The following is a 26833-nucleotide window of genomic DNA, read 5'->3' on the forward strand; positions in this document are numbered from 1 at the left end:
ATGACGATCCCCACCTCGAGCATCGAGCAGGTCATCCCGGAGCAGGGCGCGATGGCGCAGCCGGAGACCGGCAAGCCGGCCAAGGCCAAGCGGCAGCGGTTCCGGTTCGTGTCCAACCGCAAGGCGGCGACCGGCCTGATCATCCTGGCGATCTACCTGCTCGTCGCGATCATCGGCCCGTGGGTCGCCCCGTACGACCCGAGCGCCCGCGGCAACGACCTGGTCCAGCCGCCCTCCGGCGAGCACTGGCTGGGCACCACCCACCTGGGCCAGGACGTGTTCAGCCAGCTGCTGGTCGGCACCCGCAGCGTCATCTTCGTCGGCTTCTTCGCCGGCATCGTGGCGACCGTGCTCTCGGTCATCATCGGGGTGACCGCCGGATACGTCGGCGGTAAGACCGACGAGGTGCTCTCCGCGCTCTCCAACGTCTTCCTGGTGATCCCGGCCCTGCCGCTGATCATCATCATCACGTCCACCCTGGAGAGCGCCGAGGACTGGCTGATCGCGCTGGTCATCGGCCTGACCTCGTGGTCGTGGAACGCCCGGGTGCTGCGGGCGCAGACGCTGTCGCTGCGCCGGCGCGACTTCGTCGAGGCGTCCCGGGCCAGCGGTGAGCGGACCTGGCGGGTGATCGGGTTCGAGCTGCTGCCGAACCTGACCGCCGTGATCGCCTCCGGCTTCGTCGGCACGGTCATCTTCGCGGTGCTCTCCGAGATCACCCTGGCCTTCATCGGCGTCACCTCGGCCACCACCTGGAACTGGGGCACCATCCTGTTCTGGGCGCAGGGCCAGCAGGCGCTCGCCCAGGAGGCCTGGTGGTGGTTCGTGCCGGCCGGTCTGGCCATCGCGTTCCTCGGCACCGCGCTCTCGCTGATCAACTTCGGCATCGACGAGTTCGTCAGCCCGCGGCTGCGCAGTGCCGGTAAGACCAAGATCAAGACGACGAGCGGGCAGACCGTCCGGATGCGCATCGGGTTCACGCCGGTGCTGAGCAGTAGTAACGCCGCCACACCGGTGGTTCGTAAGGAAAAGGAGCCGGTGGCGTGAGCGAGCCCGTTATCGAGATCCGCAATCTGAACGTCGGGTACGGGCTGGGCGACCAGGCGGTCCGCGCGGTCCGCGACGTCAACCTGACGCTGCACCGCGGCGAGGTGCTGGGCCTGGCCGGCGAGAGCGGGTCCGGCAAGTCCACCCTCGCGTACGGCATGACCCGGCTGCTGCCCCCACCCGGCGTGATCACCGGCGGCGAGGTCATCTACCACCCTCCCTCCGGGGAGCCGTACGACGTCCTGGGCCTGACCGACACCCAGCTCCGCCAGTTCCGGTGGAACGAGACCGCCATCGTGTTCCAGGGCGCGATGAACTCGCTGAACCCGGTGCACAAGATCTCCACCCAGCTCACCGACGTGCTGCGGGCACACGACCCGAAGATGAGCGAGCACAGCCGCAACGCCCGGGCGCGGGAGATGCTGAAGCTCGTCGGGATCGCTCCGGACCGGATGGACGCGTACCCGCACCAGCTGTCCGGCGGCATGCGGCAGCGCGTGATGATCGGCATGGCGCTGATCCTGCAGCCGCAGGTGGTCATCATGGACGAGCCGACCACCGCGCTCGACGTGGTGATGCAGCGGCAGATTCTGGGCCAGCTCATCGAGCTGCGGGAACGGCTCGGCTTCTCGGTCATCTTCATCACCCATGACCTGTCGCTGCTGGTCGAGTTCTCGAACCGGATCGCGATCATGTACGGCGGCCGGATCGTCGAGGAGGCGCCGGCTTCCTCGATCTACCAGGATGCGCTGCACCCGTACTCGGCGGGGTTGCTCGGATCGTTCCCGGCCCTGCGCGGGCCACGCCGGGAACTCGCCGGCATCCCGGGATCGCCGCCGGACCTGAAGGGCATGCCGAGCGGCTGCTCGTTCCACCCGCGGTGTCCCAAGGCGTTCGAGCCCTGCCCGGACAAGATCCCGGTGCTGGTGCCCGCCCGCGGCGATCGCACGGTCGCCTGCTGGCTGCACGAGCCGAACTGAGCAGAGGGCCGGTCCCATGCCGTCGGGACCGGCCCTCACCATGTCTTCTGGAGAGCTTTCGATGACTTTCACGTGGGGCGTGGCCACCTCGGCCTATCAGATCGAGGGCGCGGCCGCGGAAGACGGGCGGACACCGTCCATCTGGGACACGTTCGCGCACACCGTGGTCGGCGAGAACGGGGACGTGGCCTGCGACCACTACCACCGGATGCCCGACGACGTTCAGCTGATCAAAAGTCTGGGCGTGGACGCGTACCGGTTCTCGGTCTCCTGGACCCGGGTGCAACCCGGCGGGCGCGGCCCGGCGAACCAGGCCGGGCTGGACTTCTACGACCGGCTCGTGGACGAGCTGCTGGCCGCCGGCATCGACCCGTGGCTCACGCTCTACCACTGGGACATGCCGCAGGAACTCGAGGACGCCGGTGGCTGGCCGCACCGGGACACCGCGTACCGGTTCGCCGACTTCTCGATGCTGGTCCACGACCGCCTGCAGGACCGGGTCCGCAACTGGACCACGGTCAACGAGCCGTGGTGCGTGGCCTACCTCGGGTACGAGCACGGCGTGCACGCCCCCGGCCGGCGCGACTTCGGGGCGGCCGTCGCCGCCACCCACCACCTGCTGCTCGGCCACGGCCTGGTGGCCCGGCAGATCAAGACGCCGGACAACACGGTGAGCATCGCGCTCAACATCGGTACGGCCACCCCGAACTCGGACGACCCGATCGACGTGGCCGCCGCCTGGCGGGCCGACGGGAACGTGGCCCGGATCTTCCTCGACCCGCTCAAGCACGGCCGCTACCCCGCCGACGTGGTCGAGGACCTGGCGGCGCGCGGCCACACCCTGCCGGTCCGCGACGGTGACATGGAGATCATCTCAGCGCCGTTCGACCTGCTCGGGGTTAACTTCTACTTCGGACAGAACTTCGCCGGCACCGACCTCGACGGCAACACCGTCGACGCGCTCGGCCGGCCGGTGATCCGCGAGGTCATGCCGGACGCGCCGCGGACCGCGCTGGGCTGGCCGATCACCCCGGACCGGTTCACCACGCTGCTGCTGCGCCTGCACCACGACTACGGGTTCCCGCTCGCGGTCACCGAGAACGGCGCGGTCTTCGACGATCATCCGGATCCGTCCGGTTTCGTCGCCGATGCGGAGCGGACCGCGTACCTCAAGGCCCACATCGACGCGGTCTTCGCCGCCCGCGCCCGGGGCGCGGACGTGCGCGGCTATTTCGCCTGGTCGCTCATGGACAACTTCGAGTGGGCCGAGGGCTATGCGAAACGGTTCGGCCTGGTGCACGTGGATTACGAGACCCAGACGCGTACGCCTAAACAGAGCGCGCTGTGGTTCCGGGATCGCATACTCTCCACGCCATGACCGACTACCTCGACGTGAACCGGGCCAACTGGGACGAGCGGGCGCCCGCACACGCCGGCTCCCCGGACTATCACGTCGAGGATTTCGTGGCCGACCCGGCGTACCTCAGTGAGGTGGTCCGGTTCGACCTGCCGCGGCTCGGCGACGTCGCCGGGCTGCGCGGCGTGCACCTGCAGTGCCACATCGGCACCGACACGATCTCGCTGGCCCGGCTCGGCGCCACGATGACCGGCCTGGACTTCTCCGGCGCCTCGCTGGAGCAGGCCCGCGACATCGCGGCCCGGGCCGGCGCCGGCGTCCCGTTCGTGCAGAGCGACGTTTATGCCGCCCGTGACGTTCTGGACGGCGAGTTCGACCTGGTCTACACGGGGATCGGCGCGCTCGGCTGGCTGCCGGACATCAACCGGTGGGCGCGGACCGTGGCGTCGCTGCTGGCGCCGGGCGGGCGGCTGTTCATCCGCGAGGGGCACCCGATGCTCTGGACGCTCGACGACAACCTCATGCTGTCCGAGCCGTACTTCGAGCTGCCCCACCCGCAGGTCTACGACGAACCCGGCACCTATGTGTCGACCGAGCACGAGTTCCAGCACAACGTGACGCACGAGTGGAACCACGGGCTCGGCGAGATCATCACTGCGGTCCTGGACGCCGGGCTGGTGATCACCGGGCTCGAGGAGCATCAGTCGGTGCCGTGGGACGCCCTGCCCGGGAAGATGCGCCGGATCGGCGGCGGCGAGTTCCAACTGATCGAGCGGCCGGAGCGGCTGCCGCACACGTACACCCTCCAGGCCCGCGCTGTTTAAAGATCAGCCGCTACCGGGTACCTGCCGCGCATCCCCCGGCAGAGGAGGTCCCCGATGCGTATCGGTGCCGTCATAATCGTCATCTGGCTCGTACTCGGCGTGGTCGCCGCCTTCGAACGCGGCTACTTCAAGAGCGACGGCGACGCCAGCTGCGCCGAGGCCGGCACGGTCATCGTCACCGTGGCCGCCGGTCCGCTCAACTGGATGGGCGTCAACCCGAAGATCACCTGCGACGTTCCGGAGCCGAGCAAGTAGCTCGTTCTTCTAGCGCAGGAACGCCCGCTCGTCGACGTGCCACGTGGGCGTACCGAAGAAGAGCTCCGGATGCACCGGGCCGACCGCCAGGTTGAGCGTGTCCTGGCGGTAGGCCGGTCGTCCACCCTGGACCAGCGGCCAGTTCACCCGGTAGTTCACCTGCCAGCGCAGCCACTCCCCCGGACCCAGCCAGACCCCCGACGGGCGATGATCCCGTGAGGGGGCGCCGCTTCGGGCGGGGACGAGCTCCACCCGTACCCTCCGGTCTGCTCTGACCAGACGCAGACCGCAACGGGCCAGGCTCGCCTCGCGCTCCGCCGGCTCGCTGCCCAGCGACTCCACCGGCTCGAAACCGTTACCCTCCGCCATCAGGACCTCGTGCACGACGCCGGCGCGCAGCGCGGGCAGGCGGAACCCCACGGGAGCCGCGTTGCGGCGCGCCGCAGCCTTGCCGCCGCGGGAAAGTCTGGTCCACTCAGTGCTCACCCACTGCGCCACGACGTCCACGGCTCCCCCTTCCCGCCGGCGTCATCTTCGCTGTTCCGGCCCCGCGAGAGCACGGATTATTCACCTGCTGGACACCCGCGGGCCGACGGCACGCCGAATGGAATCCAGGACTTGAGCTGGAGCGCGCTCCAGGTCCTACGGTCGATGTCGAAGAGCCGGGAACAGCGGGGAGGACCACCATGGAAACCAGGAACTTCGGACAGCTCGGCCGGGTCAGCGCGCTGACTCTGGGTGGCGGTGGCATCGCCGGGGTGTGGGGCAGCACGGACCGTGCGGAGGCGGTCGCGACGGTCCACGCCGCGATCGACGCGGGCATCACCATGCTGGATCTGGCGCCCAGTTACGGCGACGACTTCGAGGCGGAGCGGGCGGCCGGTGAAGCGCTGCGGGCCCGCCCGGCGCCGGACGTGTTGATCACGTCCAAGGTGCAGCTGCCCGACAATCAGGTCTCGTCCGCGCCGACCCGCATCCGGGAAAGTCTGCACAACAGCCTCGGCCTGCTCGGGCGCGACCACCTCGACCTGTTCCTGCTGCACACCCACATCGGGGCGCAGGACGGTTCGGCGAACCCGGCCGACGTGGTCCGGTGGAACGTGTACCGCGACGAGGTGATCGGCGAGTTCGAGAAGCTGCGCGCCGAAGGCCTGATCCGGGCCTGGGGCATCACCGCGGTCGGCCGGCCCGACTCGGTGATCGCCGCGCTCGGATCGGCGCCCCGGCCCGCGGCTGCGCAGGTCGTGGTCAACGCGCTGGACTCCAACGGCGACCTGTGGGGCTTCGACCCCTCGGTGCGGCCGGCCAACGACGAGATCATCAAGGCCGCTACCAGCAACGACGTGGCGGTGATCGGCATCCGCGCGGTGGCGGCCGGGTCGCTCACCGACGCGCTCGACCGCGAACTCGACCCGCGCCATCCGGCGGCGGTCGACTTCAGCCGGGCGGCGCCGTTCCGCAAGCTGGCCGCCGAGTTCGGCGAGAGCGCGGCTTCGCTGGCCCATCGGTACGCGCTGAGCGTCCCCGGCGTCGCAACCGTCGTCCTGGGCGTGAAGAACCGCGCCGAACTGGCCGACTGCCTCGCCGCTGAGGCCCGCGGCCCGCTGACCCCGGCCGAACTGCAGGCCGTCCGCGCCCTCGAGCTCAGCTGACCCTTCAGTCCTGGCGGTCAGCCGGTTCCCCCGGCTGACCGCCACGGTCGCTTCCCCGCCCGCGAAGCAGCACTCAACGTCAGCCGGGACTTCCAGCTGACCGCCACAGTCGCTTCCCCGCCCGCGAAGCAGCACTCACCGTCAGCCGGGACTTCCAGCTGACCGCCACAGTCGCTTCCCCGCCCGCGAAGCAGCACTCACCGTCAGCCGCGGCTTCCAGCTGACCGCCACGGTCGCTTCCCCGCCCGCGAAGCAGCACTCACCGTCAGCCGGGGCTTCCAGCTGACCGCCACGGTCGCTTCGGCGCTCGGGAAGGAGCGCTCGCAGTCAGCTGGACGTTCCGGCTGACCGTGAGGTTTGCTTCGGCGCTTGGGAAGCAGCGCTGGCGGTCAGCCGGGGTCAGAGGGTCCAGGGTGGGGTGAGCGTGGTGCCGTCCGGGAGGGTGGCCTCGAAGCCGGCGCTGGTCGTCACCCAAGCCTCGGCCGCGTCCGGGCCCTCGTTGTCGGCGCGGAACTCGCTTCCCGCCGGGACGACCAGCACGTCGCCGGGTGTGAGCCGGCCGGTCACGCCGTCCACAGTGGCGGACAGCCGGCCGGCGGCGAGGATCAGCACCTCGTCGCGGCCGACCCGGTGGGGCACGCCGGCCGTGCCGGCGGCGATCTCGATCCGCCAGGTGCAGAGCTCCCGGCTGCCGGTGGACGGCGACGCGAAGGCATGAAAGACCGTCCCGTGCAGCCGGTGCTGCACGGCGTCGGCACTGCGATAGATCGGCATTGCATCTCCTCGATTAGTCAAGCTGCTTGACCAAATAGTCAAGCAGCTTTACCGATGTGTCAAACTCTTTCCGTGCGTGACGATCTTCAAGACCTCCCGGTGCTCCTTCTGAGCGCGGCACGCGCGCTTGTCGACGGAATAGATGCCGGGGTACGCGCAAACGGCTTCACCGATCTGCGACCAGCACACGGGTTCGCCTTCGTGCGGCTTTCCGGAACCGGGGCCACCGTCAGCGAACTGGCCGAACACCTGGAGATCACCAAGCAGGCGGCCAGCCAGATGGCCGACGAACTGGTGCGCAAGGGGTACGTCGAACGCCTCCCCCACCCCGCCGACGCCCGCGCGCGGCTGCTCGTGCTGACCGCGAAGGGCATCGCCTGCACCCGGGCCGCCGACGCAGCCGCCGAATCCACGCTGCGCCCCTGGGCCGAGACGCTGGAGCCGGGTCAGCTCGCCGCGCTGCGCGCCGCACTCGGCCGGCTGGCCACGCCGGGCCGCGTCCGCCCCACCTGGTAAGCCGCCGCCCGGAGAGCCGCGCTGACCGGGCCCTGCCCGCCCGGACAGCCGCGCTGAACGGGCCCGGCCGCCGGGACAGCCGCGCGGGCCGGCTCTGGCTTAGGGTGACAGTCATGACTGTGCGCGCCGCTGAGCCCGCAGTGCGGGAGCTGTACCGGTTGTTGCTGACCGCCTGGAACGAGCGGGACGCGGACGGGTTCGGGAAGCTGTTCGCCGATGACGGCGTCATGGTCGGGTTCGACGGCAGCCAGGTGCGGGGAGCACAGGCCGCCGGGCACCTGCGGCCGATCTTCGCGGACCATCCGACGGCGTCCTATGTGGCCCGGGTCGAGGAGGTTCGGCCGGTGGGCGCCGGGGCCGTGCTGCTGCGGGCCATCGCGGGGATGGTTCCGCCGGGGCGGAAAGAGTTGAGCCCGGAGCGGCACACCATCCAGACCGTGCTCGCCGAGAGGCAGCCGGAAGGTTGGCGGATTCTGCTGTTCCAGAACACCCCGGCGCAGTATCACGGCCGGCCCGAGGAGACCCAACGGCACACGGCCGCCCTGCAACCGCTCGCCGACGACGGGGTCACCGTGGCCTGAGCCACCTGCCGTTTCCCGGCGGTCGCGCTGGGGCCGCAAGTGGGCAGCGCCTCGCGCGGTAGAGCGGGGACTTTTCGTCACGCGTACCCGGAATGAAGTAATGATTTTCAGGAGGCCGGACACCTTCCTGGTCGGAGCTGTCTGCGACGGGGAGGGCGATGGTGGCGCGGAGTTCGCCGCAAGAGGAAGAGTTCAATCGGCTGTGGCGTGATCATGCCGCTGCAGTGCTGCGCTATGCGCGGCGGAGGGTGACCGAGGAGCAGGCGGACGAGGTCGTCGCGGAGACGTTCGTGGTTGCCTGGCGGCGGCTGGACGAGGTGCCGGAGGCGGCGTTGCCGTGGCTGCTCGGTGTGGCGCGGCGGGTCAGCGCGAACGTGCGCCGGTCGGATCGGCGCCGGGATGCGCTGCACGACCGGCTCGTCGACGCGGTCCGGCCGGACGATCTCGTGACGGCCGGGCACGATCCGGGATCGGCGGTACGGCACGCGCTGGCCCAACTGCCCGAAGAGGACCGTGAGCTACTGATGCTCCTGGCCTGGGACGGTTTGTCCCCGGCGGAAGCGGCGACGGTGCTGGGTTGCTCGCGCGGCACGCTGGCCGTGCGGGCACGGACGGTGACCGCTACTGACCAGCGGGATTGGGGAGCCGTGGCCGGAGGATCAGGATCGGCTCGCCTATGAAGCGCTGCCGGGGGCCTGGGCGCAGACCGACACGTTCGGTGATGACGACGAGGTGCGTCAGCTCCTGGCCGGTCTGCGCCAGATCCCGGCGGATGATCCGCGGTTGGATCGGTACGCCAAGAGGGACTGAGGTCAGGTCTGCAGGAGGTGGACTGCGGCCTTCTCGGCGGACAGGGCGGCTTCGACGTGGTCGGCGAGACGGCTCAGCAGCTCACGGGGGTTGCCTGAGCCGGTCTCGGCGCGGCCGGCGCCGGGCCCTGCCTCAGCGCGGTCCGTGCCAGGTCCGGGACCGCTCAGATCGGCTGGGGTCGGCGGTGGTGGCAGTGGTGCTCCCGTCAGCTGCGCGAACAGGCGCCGTTCCAAGATCTCGGCGGCCGGGCCGCAGCCGGCCAGGGCTTCCTCGGCCACGGCCGCCCACTGCTCGCCCGAGGTGCGGAACAGCGCGGCGGCCCGGCCGATCCGCGGCTCACCGAGAACCCCGGCCGCCTCGTCGAGGAAGTCGGCGTACAGCGGGCGGGTGCCGGCCGGCGCCGTGTACTGCAGCTCGAGGCACTCGTAGAGCCGCAACAATGCGAAAGCCAGCGCGCCCGGCTCGGCGAACCGGCGGGCCCAGCCGCGTTTCGTCTGTTCGTCACGCAGGTCAGCGGCCAGGCGGGCCATCCCGGAGAAGCCCATGTTCACGTCGAACGCGTTGCCGAGCACCGGTCCGGTCAGATGCGCCACGGTGGTGCCGATCGCGGCCCGCATCCCGGCCGCGAGATCGACCGGCCCGTCCGGCGCGGACACCACCAGCCGCTCGTGCCGGCCCTTGCGGTGCGCGGACCAGGCGGCGACGAACACCTCGGCCGGGACCGCGTGCGGAATGTCGGTCAGATCGTCGACGAGGTAGTGGTCGCCGTCGCGGCCGGCCACCACCACCTGGTACGGGTCGGTGTCGAGGGCGTTCGCCGGCTGATGCCAGGGCAGGCCACCCCGCCCGACGGTGCAGAGCATCGGCCGGCCGGCGTCGATCGTGGCGTCCAGGTCACGGCGGGCCGGGCCGGGGGCGGTGTTGTGCCGTACCTCGTACCCGATCTTGAGCCGGTCGAGTGCCGCCTGCGCCCACGGCTCGGGGTGATGCTGGGCGACGATCGTGAGGATCGGCGGGAGGCCGGTGTAGGCGAAGACCGCGTACAGGAAGCCGACTCCGCCGGCCAGCCCGCACAGGGTCGCCTCGCTGTAGGGCTCACCGGTGTGCGGGGCGCGGTGCCCCGCCTGCCGGAGCAGGTGGGCGAGCAACGTGCTCTCGTGGTGCTCGCCCCCGCCGAAGGCGCCGTAGCCCGGCACCAGGCCGCGGCGGCCAAGGATGTTGCGGCGCGCGGTGGTGTAGGACTCCCCGGTACGCGCCGCGCGTTCGCGGACCAGTCGTTTCAGATTCCGATGCGTGGTCATGGTCGTCTGCCCTGCCGGCGGTCGTCGCCACGCCACCCGCCCACACCCGGCAACGCGGCCAACCGCCTGGATCGTCGACAGGCGTGCCCGCCCCACACCGGCAGGCAACCCACCGGCGGGGACCAGCCGGAAACCCGGCGTGCCCAGCAATCCCGCGACGGCATGGTGACCACCTTCGCCCCGCGCAGCCGGCGGGTGTGGGCCACCGGTCAGGGGTAGGGCGTTACGGGACCGCCCAGCAGCATCCTAGCCGGTCCCGTACGGCCTCAGTCCCGCTCGATCAGGTGCCCGATCAGCTGCGGTCCCATGATCACAGCGTTGCCGGAGCCGTCCCGGCGCGCATCCGGCTCGGGCAGCTCGACCGGATCGCCGGTGTTGCTGGCGCCGACCGGCCGTGGACCGACCCAGGCGACCGTCAGCCGCGACTCGCCCTTGAGGAACCGTTGCACCCGCACCCCGCCGGTGGCCCGGCCCTTCGCCGGGTACGACGCGAACGGCGAAACCTTGACCTGGGTGCCGGTGGAGGTGACGACCATCGGCTCCCCGTGCACGGAATCCGAGGTGGAGACCGCGTTGAACGAGATCACCTCAGCGCCCGAGGAGAGGCTGACCCCGGCCATACCGCCGCCCTTGAGGCCCTGCGGACGGACCAGTTTCGCCGGGAACCGCAGCAGGGACGCATCGGACGTGACGAAGACCAGCGCCTCAGCCCCGTCGGTCAGCCAGGTGGCCTGCAGAACCTCGTCGCCCTCCTTGAGGGTGATCACCTCGAACTCGTCCGACCGGACCGGCCACTCCGGCGCGCACACCTTCACCACGCCGAACTTGGTGCCCATCGCGATGCCCGGCGACCCCTCGGCCGTCAGCGGCGCCAGGCCGATCACCCGTTCGCCCTTCTCCAGCGGCACCAGCTCGGAGGCGGACATGCCGCCGCGGAGCGAGACCGTGCCGGACTGCTCGGGCAGCACCGGCAGCGGCAGGACGTCGGTCTTGAACGCCCGGCCCCGGTTGGTGACCAGCAGGATCCGGCCGCGCGCGGTGGAGTGGATCACCGCTCGTACCGCGTCGTGTTTGACCCGGCCGCTGCGCCGGCGCGCCTCGGTCGACTCCTCGCTCTCCGCCGCGGTCCGGGCGATCAGTCCGGTCGCCGAGAGGATCACCTGGCAGGGGTCGTCGGCCACCTCGAGCGGGCCGGCCGGCACCGAGGCGGCCAGCACCTCCTTGAGGTCGCCGTCGATCAGCGTGGTGTGCCGGGGCCGGCCGAACTCGGCGGCGACCTCGGCCAGCTCGTCGGAGACGACCTGCTTGAGCACGTCCTCGTTGTCGAGGATCCGGCTCAGCTCGGCGATCTCGTTGCGCAGCCGCTCCTGCTCGGTCTCCAGCTCGATCCGGTCGAACCGGGTGAGCCGCCGCAGCGGGGTGTCCAGAATGTAGGTCGCCTGGATGTCGGAGAGCCCGAACTCCGCCATCAGGCCGGTCTTGGCCGAGGCGGCGTCGTCGCTGGCCCGGATGATCGCGACCACCCGGTCGATGTCGATCAGGGCGATCAGCAGGCCGTCGACCAGGTGCAGACGGTCGGCCCGCTTGGTGCGGCGATACTCGGTGCGCCGGGTGACGACCTCGTAGCGGTGCTGGACGAAGACCTCGAGCAGCGCCTTGAGCCCGAGGGTCCGCGGCTGCCCGTCGACCAGCACCAGGTTGTTGATGCCGAACGAGCTCTCCAGCGGGGTCAGACGGTAAAGGTCGGCGAGCAGCGCCTGCGGGTTGACGCCGACCTTGCACTCGATCACCAGCCGGGTGCCGTGCTCGCGGTCGGTGAGGTCCTTGACGTCGGCGATGCCCTGCAGGCGGGCTGCCTGCCGCTGGCCCCGGCGCGGGCCGGAGCTGATCAGCTTGCCCTTCACCTCGTCGGTGATCGCCTCGATGATCTTCTCGGTGCCGACGCCGTAGGGCAGCTCGGTCACCGTGATCGCCTGACGGCCGCGGCCACCCTCGAGCGGGCCGGTCTGTGCCCGGGCGCGGACGCGCACGACGCCACGTCCCGTCTCGTACGCCCGGCGCACCTCATCGAGCCCGAGGACCTGACCGCCGGTGGGCAGGTCGGGACCCGGCACGAACCGCATCAGGGCGTCGAGATCGGCCTCCGGGTGGGTGATCAGGTGCCGGGCGGCCGCGACCACCTCGCCCAGGTTGTGCGGGATCATGTTGGTCGCCATCCCGACCGCGATCCCGGACGTGCCGTTGACCAGCAGGTTGGGGAACGCCGCCGGCAGCACCTTGGGCTCCTGCTCGGAGCCGTCATAGGTGGGCTTGAAGTCGACCGTGCCCTCGCCCAGCTCGCCGACCAGCAGCATCGCCTCACGCGACATCCGGGCCTCGGTGTACCGCGCGGCGGCCGGCCCGTCGTCGGGTGAGCCGAAGTTGCCGTGCCCGTCGATGAGCGGGGTGTTCAGCGAGAAGTCCTGGGCGAGCCGGACCAGGGCGTCATAGATCGCGACGTCGCCGTGCGGGTGGTACTTACCCATCACGTCGCCGACCACCCGGGCGGACTTCACATATGCCCGGTCCGGCCGGTGCCCCTGCTCGGACATCGACCACAGGATCCGCCGGTGCACCGGCTTGAGACCGTCCCGCGCATCCGGCAGCGCCCGGGAGTGGATCACCGAGTATGCGTACTCCAGGTAGGAGTCCTCCACCTCGGTGCTGAGCGGGTTGTCGATGACCCGGGCGCCGGCCTGGTCGAACGCGGACAGGTCGACGCGGTTCTCGGATTTGCGGCGTGCCATTGGTAGCGAACCTCTCAGGCGTCGATCGTCTCTTGGTCGATCCGGCCGGCGGCCTCGATCAACCAGTTCTTCCGGGGTTCGACCCGCTCACCCATCAGCAGCTCGAGGGTCGCCTCGGCGCGTTCGGCGTCCTCGATGGTGATCCGCCGCACGGTCCGCGCGGCCGGGTTCATCGTGGTCTCCCAGAGCTCGTCGGCGTCCATCTCGCCGAGACCCTTGAATCGGGGCACCGGTTTCTGGACCTGCCGGCCGTCCCGCTCGATGCGCGCGACGGTGCTCTCCATCTCCTGCTGGGTGTAGGTGAAGAGGGTCTCCGAGTTGCGGCCCTTGGTGACCACCTTGTGCAATGGCGGCATCGCGGCGAAGAGTCGGCCGTGCTCGATGACCGGCCGCATGTACTTGGCGAACAGCGTGATCAGCAGGGTCCGGATGTGCGAGCCGTCGACATCCGCGTCGGCCATGATCATTACCCGGCCGTACCGCATGTTGCCGATCTCGAAGGTGCGGCCGGAGCCGGCGCCGAGGACCTGCACGATCGCCGAGCACTCGGCGTTGTCGAGCACCTGCTGCAGGCTGGCCTTCTGCACGTTCAGGATCTTGCCGCGGATCGGGAGGAGCGCCTGGTACTCCGAGGAGCGGGCCATCCGGGCGGTGCCGAGCGCCGAGTCACCCTCGACGATGAACAGCTCGGACCGGTCGATCCCGATCGCCCGGCAGTCGACCAGCTTGGCCGGCATCGACGCGCCCTCGAGCGCGGTCTTGCGGCGCGCCGCGTCCTTCTGCTGTTTCTGGGTGAGCCGCACGCGGGCCGCGTCCACCACCTTCTGCAGAACCGTGCGGGCCTCGGCCTTGGTGCGCCGCCCGTCGATCCACTCCTTCAGATATGCCTCGACGAGCCCCTGCATGACCCGGGTGATCCCGGCCGTGGACAGTTCGTCCTTGGTCTGCGAGGTGAACTGCGGCTCCGGCACCCGGACGTGGATGACCGCGGTCATGCCCTCCAGGAAGTCATCCAGAACCGGCGGCTCCTCCTTGGGCTTGAGCAGCCCACGGGCGTTACGGATGGCCTCGGTGAGCGCCCGCACCATGGCCCGCTCGAAGCCCTTGCGGTGGGTGCCGCCATGCACGTTGCGGATCGTGTTGGTGAAGCACTCGACGGTCCGCTCATACCCCGTACCCCAGCGGAAGGCGATCTCGACCTGGGCCTGCCGCACCACGTTGGACTGCATGACGCCGTTGGCGTCGGCGGCGTTCTCCTTGTACGTCCCCTCGCCGGTGACCACCAGCACCCCGGAGACCGGCTTGTCACCGGCCGGGGTGAGGAACTCGACCATGTCGGTGAGCCCGTTCGGGTAGTGGAAGGTCTCGGTGACCGGCTCCTCGGCGGCCGCGTCGAACAGTGTGTACTGCACGCCGGGGACCAGGAAGGCGGTGTTGCGCAGCTTGGTGCGGACGGCGTCGACGTCGAGGCGGGCGCCGGCCTCGAAGTAGCGGGCGTCGTACCAATACCGGATCGAGGTGCCGGACGGCTCGCCCCGCTTCATCCGGCGGACCACCCGCAGGCCCGGCTCGCGGCTGAACGACGCGTCCGGCCCGGGGCCGTCGAAGATGCCCGGCAGGCCGCGCTGGAACGAGATCTCGTGGACCTTGCCGTCCCGCTTCACAGTGACGTCGAAGCGCAGGGCGAGCGCATTGACGGCGGAGGCGCCGACGCCGTGCAGGCCGCCGGAGGTCTTGTAGCCGGAGCCGCCGAACTTGCCGCCGGCGTGCAGGCGGGTCAGCACCAGCTCGACGCCGCTGAGCCCGGACTTGGCGTGCACGTCGGTCGGGATGCCCCGGCCGTCGTCGTCGACCTGGACCGAGCCGTCGGCGTGCAGGATCACCGACACCTTGGTCGCGTGCCCGCCGACGCCCTCGTCGGTCGAGTTGTCGATGATCTCGTTGGCGAGGTGGTTGATGCCCCGGCTGTCCGTCGACCCGATGTACATCCCGGGGCGTTTCCGGACGGCGTCCAGCCCTTCCAGGTGCGTGAGGTCGTCAGCCCCGTACAAGGTCTCTGGCTGTGCGGTCACGAGGCGGCACTCCTGATGGGCCATGGGTGGTCAGGTCGGCGCGAGCCTACCCGGCGCCTACGACACTTCTGCCCCAGGCGAGCCAGGTCTAGACCACCCAGTGGCCGAAAACCGGACAAAGATCACTATAAGGTGTGCTACGCCGCGATGGCGAGTGGCGCCAGCTGCGGCTGCAGGGCCCGCCAGAGGTCGAGCGGGTACGGCTTGCCGGGCACCGAGACCGGCGGCAGTTCCTGGTACGCGATCAGCTCGTCGGTGACCTCCCGGGTGGCCGAGCAGACCACCACGGTGTCGTGCGGCGCGTACGCCTGCAACCGGGCAGCCGTGCTCACCACGCTGCCGCTGATCATCCCGTAACCGCCGTCGAACGCCGCCATGGTGTCGACGATCACCTCGCCGGTGGCGAGCCCGACCCGGGTGCGGACCGGGAACCTGCCGGCCAGGAGGCGCCCCCTCAACGCCTCCTGGACCGACAGGCCCGCCCGGACCGCCGCCGCGGCCGCTTCCGGCCCGAAGCCGTCCACGTCGGCGCCGAAGACCGCCATCACCGCGTCACCGACGTACTTCTCGACGATCCCGCCGCACTCGCGCACCACGGCCGCCACCGTGGAGAAGTAGTCGCGTTGCAGGGCACGGACGTCCGCACAGTCCAGCCGGTCCACCAGAGCGGTGAAGCCGACGATGTCGATGAACAGCACGGTCACGTCCTGGCGCCGCTCCTGATCGGCCATGGTGATGATGGTCATGTGTCTCACGCTCCCCCAGATCAATGCGTTGACCGGGAGAACGGTGCCAGCCCAGGACAAGCGGCGGATCCGCAGAACGACGTATCTCTGACAGCATCGCCACCCGTCATTTTTGTGACGCAGAACAGTCCGAACCGACGACAACGTGGTAGGCCGATTCGCATTAGGCTGCCGGTCATGGCCAGCGAAGGGGAGGACGGGCCGCTTGTCGGGCGCACCGGCACGCTGGCCGATGTCCAGTCCTACCTGCGCGACGTCGGTCCCGGTGGAACAGCTGCGGTGTTCGTGACCGGGGAGAGCGGCGTCGGCAAGAGCCGCTTGCTGCGCGAAACCGCCGAAGCCCTGGGCGGTACGGGCTTCGCCGTGCTCTCCGGCACCTGTTTGGACATCGGCGACGCCTCGCCGCTGCACCCGGTGCTGCAGGCGCTGCGGCGGCACGGCAGCAGCAGCGCGCCCCCGGCCGCGGCGGCCGACGACGCCGGCGCCCTGCTCGACCGGGTCTCGCACGAGCTGCGCGCGATCGCCGGTGACCAGCGGCTGCTGCTCGTCCTCGACGATCTGCAGTGGGCCGACCGCAGCACCCGTCAGCTGCTGCTCTACCTGCTCGCCGGCCTCGGTGACGTGCGCATCTCGGTGCTCGCCGCGATCCGGGCCGAGGCGCTGCACGGCACCCACCCGCTTCGCCGCGTGCTCGCCGAGCTGCGCCGATTGCGTTCGGTGCGGGTCGTCGACCTCGCCCCGCTGAACCAGGATCACACCCGCGAGCTGGTCTCCTCGATCGTCGGCACCGACGTCGCCGTCGAGGATGCGGAGCGGGTCTACAAACGCAGTGGCGGCAACCCGTTCGTCGCCGAGGAACTGGCCCGTGACCTGCGCGACGGCCGGGTGGAGCTGTCCGACACGCTGCGCGAGATCTTCCTGTCCCGGGTGGACGAGTTGCCCGCCAACGCGCACGCCGTGGTGCACGCGCTGGCCGCCGGGGTGGAGCCGGTGGACCACGCCGTGCTGTCCCGAGTGGTCCCGCTGCCCGAGGACCAGCTGCTCGAGGCGGTGCGGGCCGCGGTGGCGCACCGGTTCGTGGCCGGCGACGGCGACGGTTACCGCCTGCGGCACCGCCTGGTCGCCGAGATCCTCGAGCAGGAGGTGCTGCCCGCCGAGGCCACCGCCCTGCACCGGCGGTACGCGGAGGCTCTGGAGTCGGCCGGCGGCGAGCCGGATCATGCCCGCCTGGCGTTCCATTGGCAGCGCGCCGGCGTACCGTCTCGGGCTCTTCCTCCGGTGATCGCCGCGGCCCGCGCCGCTGAGGCGCTGTACGGGTTCGCCGAGGCCCACCGCTACTGGACCATCGCGCTGCAGATCACCACCGATGAGGATCCGGAGCGCACCGAGCTGCTCGGCCACGCCGCGGAGTCGGCCAACCAGTGCGGCGAGCACCTGCTGGCGCTGGCCCGGCTGGAGGAGCTGGCCAAGCGCAGCGACGCGCCCGGGCAATGCGAGATCCACCTGCGCCGGGCCCGCTACCTGGCCGCCGCCGGCCGGTCGGCCCCCGCCGAGACGGAGTACGAGCGCGCCCTCGAAGCAGCCGACTGCACCTCGTCGCAGCGCGCGGCAGCCGCCGCGTCCCTCGCCGAGTTGTTGTTGCACCTGGGGCGCTATGCGGACGCCAACGAGCGCGCCCGCGAGGCCCTGGACCTGGCCGCCGTCGACGGCTCCACCGCCGACCTGGTGCGGGCCAGTGCCGCGCTCGGTTTCAGCTCCGCCTTCCGCGAGGACCCGGATGCCGGCCTGGCCGTGATCCGGCACGCCGTGGAGATCGCCGAGCGCTCCGGCCACCCGGACGACCTGGGCGTGGCCTATCTGCACCTCGCCGAGCTGCTCACCGGCCCGCTGAACAACATCGAGGAGGGCGTGCTGGTCGCCCGCCGCGGCGCCGAGCGGCTGGCCTCGCTGAACGTGGGCCGCACCTACCAGACCCGGCTGCTGGCGATCGCCGCGAAAGGACTGTTCCGGGTCGGTCAGTGGGCCGAGGCGGACGCGGTTCTGGAAACCGCGATGCGGCACCGCCCGTCCGGGGCCGACGCGGTGGAGCTGCTGCTCTCCCGCTCGCAGCTGTGGGTCGGTTTCGGCGAGGTGGACAACGCCCGCCGGGACCTGGACGCGGTGGCCACCCTGCTGGCCGGCGGCGGCGCGCGGCACGTGCTGCCGATGCTGACCCTGCGCGCCGGCCTGGCGATGTGGCTGGGCGAGCACGCCGACGCGAGGGCCGCGGTGCAGCGCGGTCTGACCGAGACCCGCTCGGACGATCTGGTGCTGCTCGGCGTGCTGGCCTGGCACGGCCTGCGCGCCGAGGCGGAGGCGCACGTCGCCGGAAAACCGGTCGATCCCGCGGCGATCCGCCGGCTGAAGACGGTCCGGGACCGGCTCGCCGACGGCGTGAACAATGCCGGGGCGGCCCGCGGGGTGGTGGACGCCTACCTCGACCTGTGTGCCGCCGAGCTCAGCCGGATCGAGAACCGGCACGATCCGGCGCCGTGGGCCCGGGCCGCCGCCATCTGGGACCGGCGTCAGCAGCCGTACCCGGCGGCGTATGCCCGGCTGCGCCACGCCGAGGCCTCGTTGCACCGCAAGTCGCGCCGGACCACGGCGGTCGCCGGGCTGCGCGCGGCGTATGAGACCGCGACCGCGATGGGCGCCCGCCCGTTCGCGAACGAGATCCGCGGGGTCGCCCAGCGGTTCCGGGTCTCGCTGGCCGACGACACGCCGACGGTCGAGATGACCTTGCCGGAGGAGGTCACCGACGAGCTGGCGGTGCTGACCGGGCGCGAGCGCGAGGTGCTGGCCGCGGTCGCGGAGGGGCTGACCAACCGGGAGATCGGTGCGAAGCTCTTCATCAGTGAGCGGACGGTCGGCGTCCATTTGGGACATATCTTCGACAAGCTGCAGGTGCGTACTCGCGTGCAAGCAAGTCGCGTCTATCTAACAGCGGCCTGACCAGGCAATCGTTACCTCGGCGTGACATACGTACGAGGAATACGTCGTTCTACCGATCCCCCGGCGCAGCCTCGATGGAAGGGTGATGCGCACGGGGGAGCACCGCCCGGTGGTTGACGCCGCCGGGCGGTGCTGGGGGCCCTCCGCATTTCTGCATCACCCGTGGAGGATCCGATGACCCAGCCCATCTGGGGCCCGGTGCAGCAGGAGATGCACGACATCCTGCAACAGCACCCCGACGACGTGCCCGCCGTGGTCGATCAGCTCGCCCAGCTGCAGGAAGTCCTGTGCCGTGTGCCGCCGCTGCTGCACAGCAACCCGCTGGCCGACTTCAACAAGCTGTACCTGACCATCACCGAGAACGTGCTGGAGCGTCTCTACGCCGGCAAGTTCAAGGACCCGGCGTTCCTGTCCCGGCTGGATGTGGAGTTCGCGGCGCGCTACTTCGACGCGCTGCGCTACTGGACCGAGGCCAGCCCGGCCTGTCCCGGTGTCTGGGCCGGCCTGTTCTGCCGCGTTCCCGGGCCGGACGCCCGCCCGCTGCCGTCCGCGGTCGCCGGGGTGAACGCGCACATCAACTTCGACCTGCCGTTCGCACTGGTCACCACCTTCGACCACCTGGGCAGCGACCCCATCGACGGCAGCGACCAGCACCACGACTACCTGCAGGTCAACGACATCTTCGCGGAGGAGATCCCGGGCCTGCGCCGCGGCTACCTGGACCGGTGGCAGCTGCTCATCGACACGATGAACGGCGACCTGGACGACTGGTGGCAGGGCGAGATGGTGGAGTACACGCGGAACGTCGCGTGGCGCAACGCGCAGAAGGTCTGGGCGATCCGGCACGACCTGATCGCGCTGGACAAGGAGCGCCGCCGCCTCGACAAGACCGCCACCGGCCTGGGCAAGCTGCTGCTGTCGCCGTTCGCCGACTTCCTGCAGTAACCGGCTCCATCACTTCAGGATGATCAGGCGGGCCTTCGTCACGGCACCGTCGCGCACGCCACCGAGGCCGACCTCGGCGCCGGTGGTGAGCGCGGCCTTGTCGGCCGGCTCGCGGTCCTTGACCACCCGTAGCGGGTCGCCGTAGGTCCAGGTCAGGTCGAAACCGTCGGTGGATTCGACGGTGACGCCCGCGTCGGTCACCGCGGTGATCTTGCCGCGCTGCACCACGACGGTGCGTACGCCGTCCTTCGCCTGCACCGTCATCTCACCGTGCAGGGTGTTCTTGCGCAGCTGCTTTCGGACGGCCCCCGGGCGGACGTCCTGGGAGTGGCCCGCGGCTTCCTCGAACGCCACGAGCTCCGCATCGACGGCGTCCAGCGAATCAGCCTGGGGCACGGCGCCACAGGCCGCGAGAGCGAGGGCGGTGGAGACGCCGGCGACGATCAGAGCGATTCGGGTACGGGTACGAGTCATGCCCGGAATCCTGGCCCCCCGCTGCTCGAACGCTGTCAGGCGATTGTTCGGGTCCGGTAAGGAAGCTCCACGGTGAACATCGCCCCACCCTCGGGAGCGTGTCCCGCGGTGATCCCACCACCGAGCCGCCCCACCAGCCGGGCGGCCAGAGCCAGACCCAGCCCGCTGCCGACCGCCCGGACACCGCGGTAACGCCGGTTCAGCTCACCCCGGTCGAAGGCCACTGCCAGGTCGTCGTCGGTGAACCCCGGACCTCCGTCGCGTACCTCGACGATGCCTCCGGCACGGACCGCCAGCACCAGCGGCGCGCCGGCCGGGACCACCCGCAGCGCGTTCTCGCAGAGGCCGTCCAGCACCTGCCGGATCCGGCCCGGGTCGGTGTCCACCATGACCGGTTCGCCGGGGAGCTCCAGGACGAGGCGGGGTCCGTCCGGCCCGCACCGGGCCGTCCACGCCTGGCCGGCCTCCCGGACCAGTTCGACCAGGTCGATCGGGACCACGTCGAGGGGCAGGTCGGCGGCTTCCAGCCGGGCGAGCACCAGCAGGTCGGAGATCAGCCGGTCCAGCCGGTCGGCCTCGCCGAGCATGGTGGCGCCGGCCTGCTCGGTCCCCTCCCCCGTGATCACCCCGTCGGCGAGGGCCTCCGCGTACCCCCGGAGCGTGGCCAGCGGCGTACGCAACTCGTGCGACACCGACAGCAGGAAGTCCCGTTCCCGCCCCTCGCTGATCTGCAGGTCCGAGGCGAGCTGGTTGATCGCGTCGGCGAGCCGGACCGCCTCGGCCGGGCCCCGGCGGGCGATCCGGACTGACCGGTCGCCGGTGGAGAGCCGGCCGGCCGCGGCGGCGGCGAGTGCGAGCGGCCGGGTGACGAAGCGGGCCAGCAGGGCGCCGGCCAGGATCCCGCCCAGCAGGCCGGCCAGCAGTGCGACCCAGATGCTGCTCAGTACGCGTACCGCCACGCCGGACGAGGCCGCCTTGGTCAGGACCACCCCGCTGTTCCGGCCGGAGAGCGGTCGCCCGGCGATGAACGAGGAACGCCCGTCCACCGGTCCCCGCATGTCGATCACGGTTCCGCCGGCGACCCGCTGCACCACCCGCTCGGGCAGGCCCGCCCGGTCGGCGATCCCGCGCCGGATCAGGTAGATCTCGATGTCGTCCTGGCGCAGCCGGCGGGCGATCCGCTCCCGGGCGGCCGGCCGCTCGTCGGCCAGTAGCTCCACCGCGAGCGCGGTCTTGTCCATCAGCTCGGCGCGGATCTGGGTGTTCACCGAGCGGACCGCCACTGGTACGGCCACCAGCGCGGTGACGATCACGGCGACCACCGCGGTGGCGGCGGTGACCAGCACAGCGCGCCCGGTCAGGGTGCGGAAGAAGTCACGCATCAGCCGAGTACCCGACGCCGCGGACCGTCCTTATCACCGTGGCGGCGTCGCCCAGCTTGGCCCGGACCTGCGCCACGTGCACATCGACGGTACGGGTGCCGGCGTGTGACGCGTACCCCCAGACCGCGGCCAGCAGCTCCTCCCGGGTGAACACCCGCCCGGGCCGGCCCAGCAGATGGGCGAGCAGGTCGAACTCGGTCGCCGTCAGGATCAGCGGCGCACCTCCGACGGTCACCAGCCGCCGGCCCGGGTCGAGGGTCACCGGCCCGAGTGTGCGTACCTGTTCGGCGGGTGGCCCCGACGCCCGCCGCAGCAGCGCCTTGACCCGGGTGACCAGCTCGCGCGGGCTGAACGGCTTGGTGACGTAGTCGTCGCCGCCCAGCTCCAGCCCGAGGATCCGGTCCACTTCGTCGTCCCGCGCGGTCAGGAAGATCACCGGCGTCCAGTCGCCCTCGGCCCGCATCCGCCGGCAGACCTCGGTGCCGTCCAGGCCGGGCAGGGCGATGTCGAGGATGCAGGCGACCGGGCGCAGTCGTCGCGCGGCGGCCAGCCCGGCGACTCCGTCGTGCTCGACCTGCACGCCGAAACCCTCCCGGCTCAAGTAGAGCCGCACCAGGTCGGCGATCGGCCGTTCGTCCTCGACGACGAGGACCAGTCCCTTCGGGGGCTCAGTCACGGCTGCCATCATGCCGGTCCCGAGCACCCGCGCCAGGCCGGGAACGCTCCCAAATATCGGAAAGCGCTTTCCATCGCGTGCTATAAAGACGTTTCAAGGCGCTGCCGGACACCCTGTCCCGCCCGACCGGCAACCCCGTCGCACCATGAGCCGGGCGAGGCGTCGCACACGGGGGGATGCCTCGCCCACCCAAACCGGCTCAGCGGCCCAGTCCCGCCTCCCGGGCCCGAACGATCGCCTCGGCCCGGTCCGCCACCTGCAGTTTCGTGAAGACGTTCGAGACGTTGTTGCGGACCGTCTTCGGCGACAGGTAGAGAGCGGCGGCGATCTGCGCGTTCGAGCGGCCCGCCGCGAGCAGCTCGAGGATCTCCCGTTCCCGGGCCGTGAGCTGCGGGAACGCCTCGGTCGGCGCGGGCGGCCCAGCGGCGAAGAACTCCGCGATGCGCTGAGCCAGGGTGGCGCCGAAGACCGCCCCACCAGCCGCCACCGTGGTGATCGCCCGGACGATCTCCTCCTGCTCGGCGCCCTTCACCAGGTAGCCGCGGGCGCCGGCCCGGACCGCGGCGAAGACCGTGCCGTCGTCCTCGGACATGGTCAGCACCAGCACCCCGACGCCGGGCGCGTCGGCAGCCAGCCGGCGGGTGGCCTCGACGCCGTTGAGCCGGGGCATCTGCACGTCCATCACCACGACGTCGGGCCGCAGACGGCCGGCCGCGGCGACCGCCTCGACACCGTCCGCGGCGGTGCCGACAACCTCGATGCCGTCGACCGTGGCGAGCAGCATGGCCAGCCCGTCCCGGAAGATCGGATGGTCGTCGGCGACGAGAACGCGAATCGGGTCGGTCACTTCAGCACTCCCATGGGTAGCCGCGCCCGGACCACGGTTCCCCGGTCGCCGGGGCACTCTATCCGGCACTCCCCGCCCAGCTCAGCGGCCCGTTCCCGGAGCGAGACCAGGCCGACCCCGGTCGGTGTCCCGGACGGGATGCCGACGCCGTCGTCGGTGACCTCGACGACGAGCTCACCGCCGGTGACGTCCAGGCGGACCTGGCAGGTGGTCGCGGCGGCATGCCGGGCCACGTTCGCCAGGGCTTCCGAGGCGATCCGGTACGCCGCCACCTCCACCGCCGCCGGCAACTGCTCCAGCCCGTCACCGCCGTCGACCGTCACGGTCAGACCGGGCGCCCGGAGCCGGGACGCCTGCTGCCGGACCGCGCCGAGCAGGCCCACGTCGTCCAGAGCCGGTGGTCGCAGGTCGTGCACGAGCCGGCGTACATCCGCAACCGCCGCACCGGCGTCCTCGCGCGCCTGCTTCAGCAGCCGGTCCGCCTCCTGCGGGTTCTTGGCGGCCAGGTTGCGGGCGGTGTCGATGCGCAGCGCGACCCCACCGAGCGTCGGTCCGAGCCCGTCATGCAGATCGCGGCGCAGGCGGCGGCGCTCCTCCTCGCGGGCCGCCACGATCAGTTCCCGGCCGCGCTGCAGCTCCCGCACCAGGTGCGCGGAGCGTGCGGCGATCGCGGCCTGCCGCACCACGTCGCCGAGCAGCCGCTCGTCGCGCTTGGAGAGCGCGACCCGGGGACCGTTGGCGGGCAGCACGACCCGGCCCACCGGCTCGCCACGATAGGTGATCGGCAGCGTGGTGGCGGCCCCGTGCAACGTGCCCACGGTGGCGATCACCTTGGCGCCGCCGGGCTGGTCCACCTCGACCGACACGTACGGCGAACGGAACGCCTCGGCGACCGTCCGCGCGACCGCGAGCAGCTCGTCCTCCGGGGAGGTGGACCGCTCCAGCTGTTCGGCGAGCCCGGCGACCACCCGGTACGGATCGTCGCGCCGGCCCAGCACCAACCGCCGGACGAGCAGCCACAGCCGGTGTCGCAGCGGCCCGTACCCGGCCGTGACCAGCAGCAGCGCGACCACGGCGGCGTCGCGTTCGGGCAGGCTCTGGCCGAGCAGCAGACCGGTCACGCCGAGCACGCACGCGTCCACGACCAGCACGGTCACGGCCATCGCGGAGTACAGGACGGTGCCGCCGAGCAGCCGGTCGACGTCGAGCAGGGTGGGCCGGGCGATCGCGATGGCCACCACCGCGCCGGTGAAGCCGACGGTGGGGCCGAGCGCGACCGCGGAGAGCTCCGGCAGGGCAAGCACCCCGGCCACCACCAGCAGGTTGACGATCGCCGCCCAGAGTAGCCAGCGCATCCGCAGCCGGTCCTCGCCGACCACCCGCCGGTATCGGTGGACGACCACGGCGACCGGCGCGAGCATCCCGAGCGGCAGGGCCACGAACGACAGCTGCATGATCGCGACCCACCAGCCCTCCGGCAGCGGGAACGAGGTCGGGTCGAGGTTCAGCCCGGCGAACGGCTCGGGCATCGGCGTGCCGGCCCGCTCCTGCGCACTGGCCGCCGGGATGAACAGGTGAACCACCGGCATCAGGCTGGTCAGCGCGAGGCTCGCGTAAGCGAAGATCCGCCACCGGCCGTCCGGCAACCGGCCACTCGGATAGATCAGCAGCAGCAGCGGAACCCAGACCATCAGCGCGGCGCCGAGCCGCTGATAGATGTAGAAGGCCGCCGAGGCGCCCGGCAGATCGAACCAGGTGGCGTAACCCAGCCAGCTCGCCGCGGCGGCGTCCAGGCACCAGTGCACGCCGGCGAGGCTGAGCAGCCACGCGATCGGGTGTCGCGGCATCCGCAGCATCAGCAACGCCCCGGGGATGGCCAGGCCCAGCCCGGGGATTCCCGCCATCCACGCCGGGTCGGACTCGATCGTCTCGCGATGCGCCGAAGGCACCTGCAGGTCGAGCAGCGAGGCGCCGATCAGGGACCCGACCGACACCGCGAGCACCACGATCATCGCCTTCTTCACGCGCCCATATTCGCAGCCCTGCTGTCCCGCGGTCGCTGGGCGGATGTCCCGGGTCACCCGGGACATCAGCGGGGACACGTTCGGTGGCGCGCGGCCCTGCCCGCCCGGGACGCGTCCCGACCAAAGTTCTCCCCGTCGAAACACCTCGGGAGGAACGAAAATGAGCATCAGCACCACGCCGGCCCCGGCCCGCAACGACGACCGGACCCGGCCCGCGATCAGCACGAAGGCCGTTCGCCGCACCGGCTGGGCCGTAGCGGCCGGTGCCGCCCTCTGGTCGGCCACCTACTTCATGTTCAACCCGCAGACCACCGACCCGACCGAGATCACGATCATCGATCTGGGCGCGCTGCCCGTACAGTTCTCCCTGATGGCCCTGGTCATGGTCCAGCTGCGCACCGGTGCCACCGGCACCACCCGCCTCGCCCGCGGCATGCTCCGGGTAGAACTGGTCCTCCTCAGCCTGGCCACCCTGTGGAGCGCCCTGCACGGCGCCTTCCCCGCCTTCCGCGACGACCTGTGGCTGGCCATCCTGGACGTCTTCTGGCCCCTCTCCATGCTCGGCATGTTCATCATCGGCGTGAAGATCGCCTTCGCCGCCCGCTGGCAGGGCCTGGCCCGCTGGTACCCCCTCATCGCCGAAAGCTGGGTCTTCATCACCCTCCCCGCGATGGGCATCTTCGGCGCCACGGTGGGCCGCTTCGTAGGCGCCACCCACCTCCTGATCGGCTACGCCGCCCTGGGCGTGCTGCTCGCCCTCCGCCCCCACCTCACCGGCGCCCGCGACTGACCACCAGGTCCGCCACCCGCCCACCGCAACAACCTTGCTCGCCGGCGACTGGCCACCCGGCCACCGCCACCGCCACCGCCACCGCCACCGATCAACCCTGTTCACCGGCGCGCCGTCCGGCCGCCACAACCAGCCGAGGTTCGTGCGTTCATCGCCGGCCCCGACCGGACCTGCTAATCGGTCGCCCTCCGCAGAGGGCGACCTTCCCACCGCAAGGTACGGGTCAGCGCCGTCCCGCCCAATTTCCACCGTCCCCGGCTACAACGCCGCCACCAGCGCCGTCTCGGCCCACAACGCGACCGCCGGGCTTATGCAGCCCGCCACGGTCCAACCAACACCGCGCGCCAGCCGGCCACCCCGGCTGGCGCGCAGTGCTGTATCCGGCCATCTACGCCGCGCAGTGCTGTGCCCAGCCCACTCGCGCGCAGTGCTGCACTCCGCCTACCCGCGCGCAGTGCTGCACTCCGCCCACCACACGCGCAGCGCTGCACCCGGCAACCACACGCGCAGCGCTGCACCCGGCCCACCGCGCGCAGTGCCGCAACCAGTTCGCCACGCGCGCAGTGCTTGCATCCAGGCCACCACACCGTCCAGCCCGGCGGTTCGGCCGTGGCGCCGCTTGGCGCCCGACGAATTCGGAGGTCCTCGCCCGCCCTCCTCCGAACCGATGTCGCGGATCCAGGAATGCAGTTCCTGCGAAATCTTCGGAGCAGGCAGCATGCAGCCAGGAATTCCGCGACGAGGCCGAGCCAGCCAATCCTGAACTACTAGGTGACCTCTCGAAGTGCCACATTCGTCCTCATTTGCCAAGGTTTCGCAATGTTTGAGCGGTTCGCCATCGATCACTCTGGCCCGCTTGCCTACACCCGCAACCGCCGACGGCGACAACTGCGTCGAGGAGGCCGCCTCGGGAGCGGGCTTCGAAGGAGCCGCCCGACGCGAACGAGCCTCAGCGGTAATCCGCCCCGACGACGCAGGCGCAGAAGTCGTGCGCGCGAGCGAG

23 protein-coding genes are annotated in these 26833 nt (G+C 71.2%); 12 read left to right on the forward strand and 11 right to left on the reverse strand.

All coding sequences use genetic code 11. From position 1 onward, the window contains the following. The 5 genes from OHA21_RS29750 to OHA21_RS29770 all read left to right on the forward strand — a co-directional run bounded on the left by OHA21_RS29750 (position 1) and on the right by OHA21_RS29770 (position 4463). Positions 1-1047, forward strand: a complete 1047-nt coding sequence (locus tag OHA21_RS29750; protein ID WP_328460419.1) for an ABC transporter permease — start codon at positions 1-3, stop codon at positions 1045-1047. Next, complete coding sequence (locus OHA21_RS29755; protein ID WP_328460421.1) at positions 1044-2027, forward strand: ABC transporter ATP-binding protein; 984 nt, start codon at positions 1044-1046, stop codon at positions 2025-2027. The genes OHA21_RS29750 and OHA21_RS29755 overlap by 4 nt, the downstream gene beginning before the upstream one ends. 61 nt (positions 2028-2088) lie before the next feature. Further along, a complete protein-coding gene (locus OHA21_RS29760) occupies positions 2089-3405 on the forward strand; it encodes a GH1 family beta-glucosidase (protein ID WP_328460423.1) in 1317 nt (438 codons plus the stop codon). Then, positions 3402-4208: a class I SAM-dependent methyltransferase gene (locus OHA21_RS29765; RefSeq protein WP_328460425.1), complete on the forward strand. Its 807-nt coding sequence runs from the start codon at positions 3402-3404 to the stop codon at positions 4206-4208. The genes OHA21_RS29760 and OHA21_RS29765 overlap by 4 nt, the downstream gene beginning before the upstream one ends. Before the next feature lie 54 nt (positions 4209-4262). After that, complete coding sequence (locus tag OHA21_RS29770; RefSeq protein ID WP_328460427.1) at positions 4263-4463, forward strand: hypothetical protein; 201 nt, start codon at positions 4263-4265, stop codon at positions 4461-4463. Positions 4464-4472: 9 nt separating this feature from the next. On the opposite strand, the gene OHA21_RS29775 is transcribed toward OHA21_RS29770, so the two are convergent. After that, positions 4473-4970, reverse strand: coding sequence for a hypothetical protein (locus OHA21_RS29775; RefSeq protein ID WP_328460429.1), 498 nt, complete (start codon positions 4968-4970; stop codon positions 4473-4475). A gap of 179 nt (positions 4971-5149) precedes the next feature. Here OHA21_RS29775 and OHA21_RS29780 point away from each other — a divergent pair, with 179 nt between their 5' ends. Beyond that, complete coding sequence (locus tag OHA21_RS29780; RefSeq protein ID WP_328460431.1) at positions 5150-6115, forward strand: aldo/keto reductase; 966 nt, start codon at positions 5150-5152, stop codon at positions 6113-6115. Positions 6116-6514: 399 nt separating this feature from the next. Here OHA21_RS29780 and OHA21_RS29785 read toward each other — a convergent pair whose 3' ends face one another. Continuing rightward, positions 6515-6889, reverse strand: coding sequence for a cupin domain-containing protein (locus OHA21_RS29785; RefSeq protein ID WP_328460433.1), 375 nt, complete (start codon positions 6887-6889; stop codon positions 6515-6517). 72 nt (positions 6890-6961) lie between these two features. Between OHA21_RS29785 and OHA21_RS29790 the strand changes: the two genes are divergently transcribed. The 3 genes from OHA21_RS29790 (at position 6962) to OHA21_RS29800 (ending at position 8666) form a co-directional block, all read left to right on the forward strand. Then, the gene (locus OHA21_RS29790) at positions 6962-7405 is read left to right on the forward strand and encodes a MarR family winged helix-turn-helix transcriptional regulator (RefSeq protein WP_328460435.1); all 444 of its coding nucleotides are present in this window, start codon (positions 6962-6964) and stop codon (positions 7403-7405) included. Positions 7406-7518: 113 nt separating this feature from the next. Continuing rightward, positions 7519-7986: an SgcJ/EcaC family oxidoreductase gene (locus OHA21_RS29795; RefSeq protein WP_328460437.1), complete on the forward strand. Its 468-nt coding sequence runs from the start codon at positions 7519-7521 to the stop codon at positions 7984-7986. 158 nt (positions 7987-8144) lie between these two features. Then, positions 8145-8666 carry an RNA polymerase sigma factor gene (locus OHA21_RS29800; RefSeq protein WP_328460439.1) on the forward strand — a complete coding sequence of 174 codons (522 nt, stop codon included), beginning with the start codon at positions 8145-8147 and terminating at the stop codon, positions 8664-8666. A gap of 132 nt (positions 8667-8798) precedes the next feature. Here the strand turns inward: OHA21_RS29800 and OHA21_RS29805 are convergent, their stop codons facing one another. The 4 genes from OHA21_RS29805 to OHA21_RS29820 all read right to left on the reverse strand — a co-directional run bounded on the left by OHA21_RS29805 (position 8799) and on the right by OHA21_RS29820 (position 15701). After that, complete coding sequence (locus tag OHA21_RS29805; RefSeq protein ID WP_328460441.1) at positions 8799-10097, reverse strand: BtrH N-terminal domain-containing protein; 1299 nt, start codon at positions 10095-10097, stop codon at positions 8799-8801. A 266-nt stretch (positions 10098-10363) separates the two neighbouring features. Next, on the reverse strand, positions 10364-12883 hold the full coding sequence (locus tag OHA21_RS29810; RefSeq protein ID WP_328460443.1) for a DNA gyrase/topoisomerase IV subunit A: 2520 nt from the start codon (positions 12881-12883) through the stop codon (positions 10364-10366). 14 nt (positions 12884-12897) lie between these two features. Continuing rightward, positions 12898-14979, reverse strand: a complete 2082-nt coding sequence (locus OHA21_RS29815) for a DNA gyrase/topoisomerase IV subunit B (protein ID WP_328460445.1) — start codon at positions 14977-14979, stop codon at positions 12898-12900. Between the two features lie 113 nt (positions 14980-15092). Continuing rightward, entirely contained in the window at positions 15093-15701 is a 609-nt protein-coding gene (locus tag OHA21_RS29820; protein ID WP_328460447.1) for an adenylate/guanylate cyclase domain-containing protein, read from the reverse strand. Positions 15702-15878: 177 nt separating this feature from the next. Between OHA21_RS29820 and OHA21_RS29825 the strand changes: the two genes are divergently transcribed. Then, entirely contained in the window at positions 15879-18692 is a 2814-nt protein-coding gene (locus OHA21_RS29825) for a helix-turn-helix transcriptional regulator (protein ID WP_328460449.1), read from the forward strand. 174 nt (positions 18693-18866) lie between these two features. Next, positions 18867-19637 (forward strand): DUF5995 family protein, encoded by a 771-nt coding sequence (locus tag OHA21_RS29830; protein WP_328460451.1) that lies wholly within the window; start codon positions 18867-18869, stop codon positions 19635-19637. A 9-nt stretch (positions 19638-19646) separates the two neighbouring features. On the opposite strand, the gene OHA21_RS29835 is transcribed toward OHA21_RS29830, so the two are convergent. The 5 genes from OHA21_RS29835 to OHA21_RS29855 form a co-directional block, all read right to left on the reverse strand. After that, entirely contained in the window at positions 19647-20111 is a 465-nt protein-coding gene (locus OHA21_RS29835; protein ID WP_328460453.1) for a hypothetical protein, read from the reverse strand. Between the two features lie 35 nt (positions 20112-20146). Beyond that, a complete protein-coding gene (locus tag OHA21_RS29840; RefSeq protein ID WP_328460455.1) occupies positions 20147-21493 on the reverse strand; it encodes a sensor histidine kinase in 1347 nt (448 codons plus the stop codon). Continuing rightward, complete coding sequence (locus OHA21_RS29845; RefSeq protein ID WP_328460457.1) at positions 21486-22178, reverse strand: response regulator transcription factor; 693 nt, start codon at positions 22176-22178, stop codon at positions 21486-21488. The genes OHA21_RS29840 and OHA21_RS29845 overlap by 8 nt, the downstream gene beginning before the upstream one ends. A gap of 190 nt (positions 22179-22368) precedes the next feature. Then, positions 22369-23016, reverse strand: coding sequence for a response regulator transcription factor (locus tag OHA21_RS29850; RefSeq protein ID WP_328460459.1), 648 nt, complete (start codon positions 23014-23016; stop codon positions 22369-22371). Next, positions 23013-25106, reverse strand: a complete 2094-nt coding sequence (locus OHA21_RS29855) for a sensor histidine kinase (RefSeq protein WP_328460461.1) — start codon at positions 25104-25106, stop codon at positions 23013-23015. Before OHA21_RS29855 ends, OHA21_RS29850 begins: the two co-directional genes overlap by 4 nt. A gap of 94 nt (positions 25107-25200) precedes the next feature. On the opposite strand from OHA21_RS29855, the gene OHA21_RS29860 reads away from it, so the two are divergent. Continuing rightward, the gene (locus OHA21_RS29860; protein WP_328460463.1) at positions 25201-25830 is read left to right on the forward strand and encodes a hypothetical protein; all 630 of its coding nucleotides are present in this window, start codon (positions 25201-25203) and stop codon (positions 25828-25830) included. Positions 25831-26833: the final 1003 nt, after the last annotated feature.

It is taken from the genome of Actinoplanes sp. NBC_00393 (assembly GCF_036053395.1).
GTDB lineage: Bacteria > Actinomycetota > Actinomycetes > Mycobacteriales > Micromonosporaceae > Actinoplanes.

What these genes read in the sequence shown, in the direction of transcription:
- OHA21_RS29750 (WP_328460419.1), top strand. Translation starts at nt 1, where the DNA reads ATGACGATCCCCACCTCGAGCATCGAGCAGGTCATCCCGGAGCAGGGC.
- OHA21_RS29760 (WP_328460423.1), top strand. Translation starts at nt 2,089, where the DNA reads ATGACTTTCACGTGGGGCGTGGCCACCTCGGCCTATCAGATCGAGGGC.
- OHA21_RS29765 (WP_328460425.1), top strand. Translation starts at nt 3,402, where the DNA reads ATGACCGACTACCTCGACGTGAACCGGGCCAACTGGGACGAGCGGGCG.
- OHA21_RS29770 (WP_328460427.1), top strand. Translation starts at nt 4,263, where the DNA reads ATGCGTATCGGTGCCGTCATAATCGTCATCTGGCTCGTACTCGGCGTG.
- OHA21_RS29780 (WP_328460431.1), top strand. Translation starts at nt 5,150, where the DNA reads ATGGAAACCAGGAACTTCGGACAGCTCGGCCGGGTCAGCGCGCTGACT.
- OHA21_RS29785 (WP_328460433.1), bottom strand. Translation starts at nt 6,889, where the DNA reads ATGCCGATCTATCGCAGTGCCGACGCCGTGCAGCACCGGCTGCACGGG.
- OHA21_RS29795 (WP_328460437.1), top strand. Translation starts at nt 7,519, where the DNA reads ATGACTGTGCGCGCCGCTGAGCCCGCAGTGCGGGAGCTGTACCGGTTG.
- OHA21_RS29800 (WP_328460439.1), top strand. Translation starts at nt 8,145, where the DNA reads ATGGTGGCGCGGAGTTCGCCGCAAGAGGAAGAGTTCAATCGGCTGTGG.
- OHA21_RS29805 (WP_328460441.1), bottom strand. Translation starts at nt 10,097, where the DNA reads ATGACCACGCATCGGAATCTGAAACGACTGGTCCGCGAACGCGCGGCG.
- OHA21_RS29810 (WP_328460443.1), bottom strand. Translation starts at nt 12,883, where the DNA reads ATGGCACGCCGCAAATCCGAGAACCGCGTCGACCTGTCCGCGTTCGAC.
- OHA21_RS29815 (WP_328460445.1), bottom strand. Translation starts at nt 14,979, where the DNA reads ATGGCCCATCAGGAGTGCCGCCTCGTGACCGCACAGCCAGAGACCTTG.
- OHA21_RS29820 (WP_328460447.1), bottom strand. Translation starts at nt 15,701, where the DNA reads ATGACCATCATCACCATGGCCGATCAGGAGCGGCGCCAGGACGTGACC.
- OHA21_RS29825 (WP_328460449.1), top strand. Translation starts at nt 15,879, where the DNA reads ATGGCCAGCGAAGGGGAGGACGGGCCGCTTGTCGGGCGCACCGGCACG.
- OHA21_RS29830 (WP_328460451.1), top strand. Translation starts at nt 18,867, where the DNA reads ATGACCCAGCCCATCTGGGGCCCGGTGCAGCAGGAGATGCACGACATC.
- OHA21_RS29835 (WP_328460453.1), bottom strand. Translation starts at nt 20,111, where the DNA reads ATGACTCGTACCCGTACCCGAATCGCTCTGATCGTCGCCGGCGTCTCC.
- OHA21_RS29840 (WP_328460455.1), bottom strand. Translation starts at nt 21,493, where the DNA reads ATGCGTGACTTCTTCCGCACCCTGACCGGGCGCGCTGTGCTGGTCACC.
- OHA21_RS29845 (WP_328460457.1), bottom strand. Translation starts at nt 22,178, where the DNA reads ATGGCAGCCGTGACTGAGCCCCCGAAGGGACTGGTCCTCGTCGTCGAG.
- OHA21_RS29855 (WP_328460461.1), bottom strand. Translation starts at nt 25,106, where the DNA reads ATGTCCCGGGTGACCCGGGACATCCGCCCAGCGACCGCGGGACAGCAG.
- OHA21_RS29860 (WP_328460463.1), top strand. Translation starts at nt 25,201, where the DNA reads ATGAGCATCAGCACCACGCCGGCCCCGGCCCGCAACGACGACCGGACC.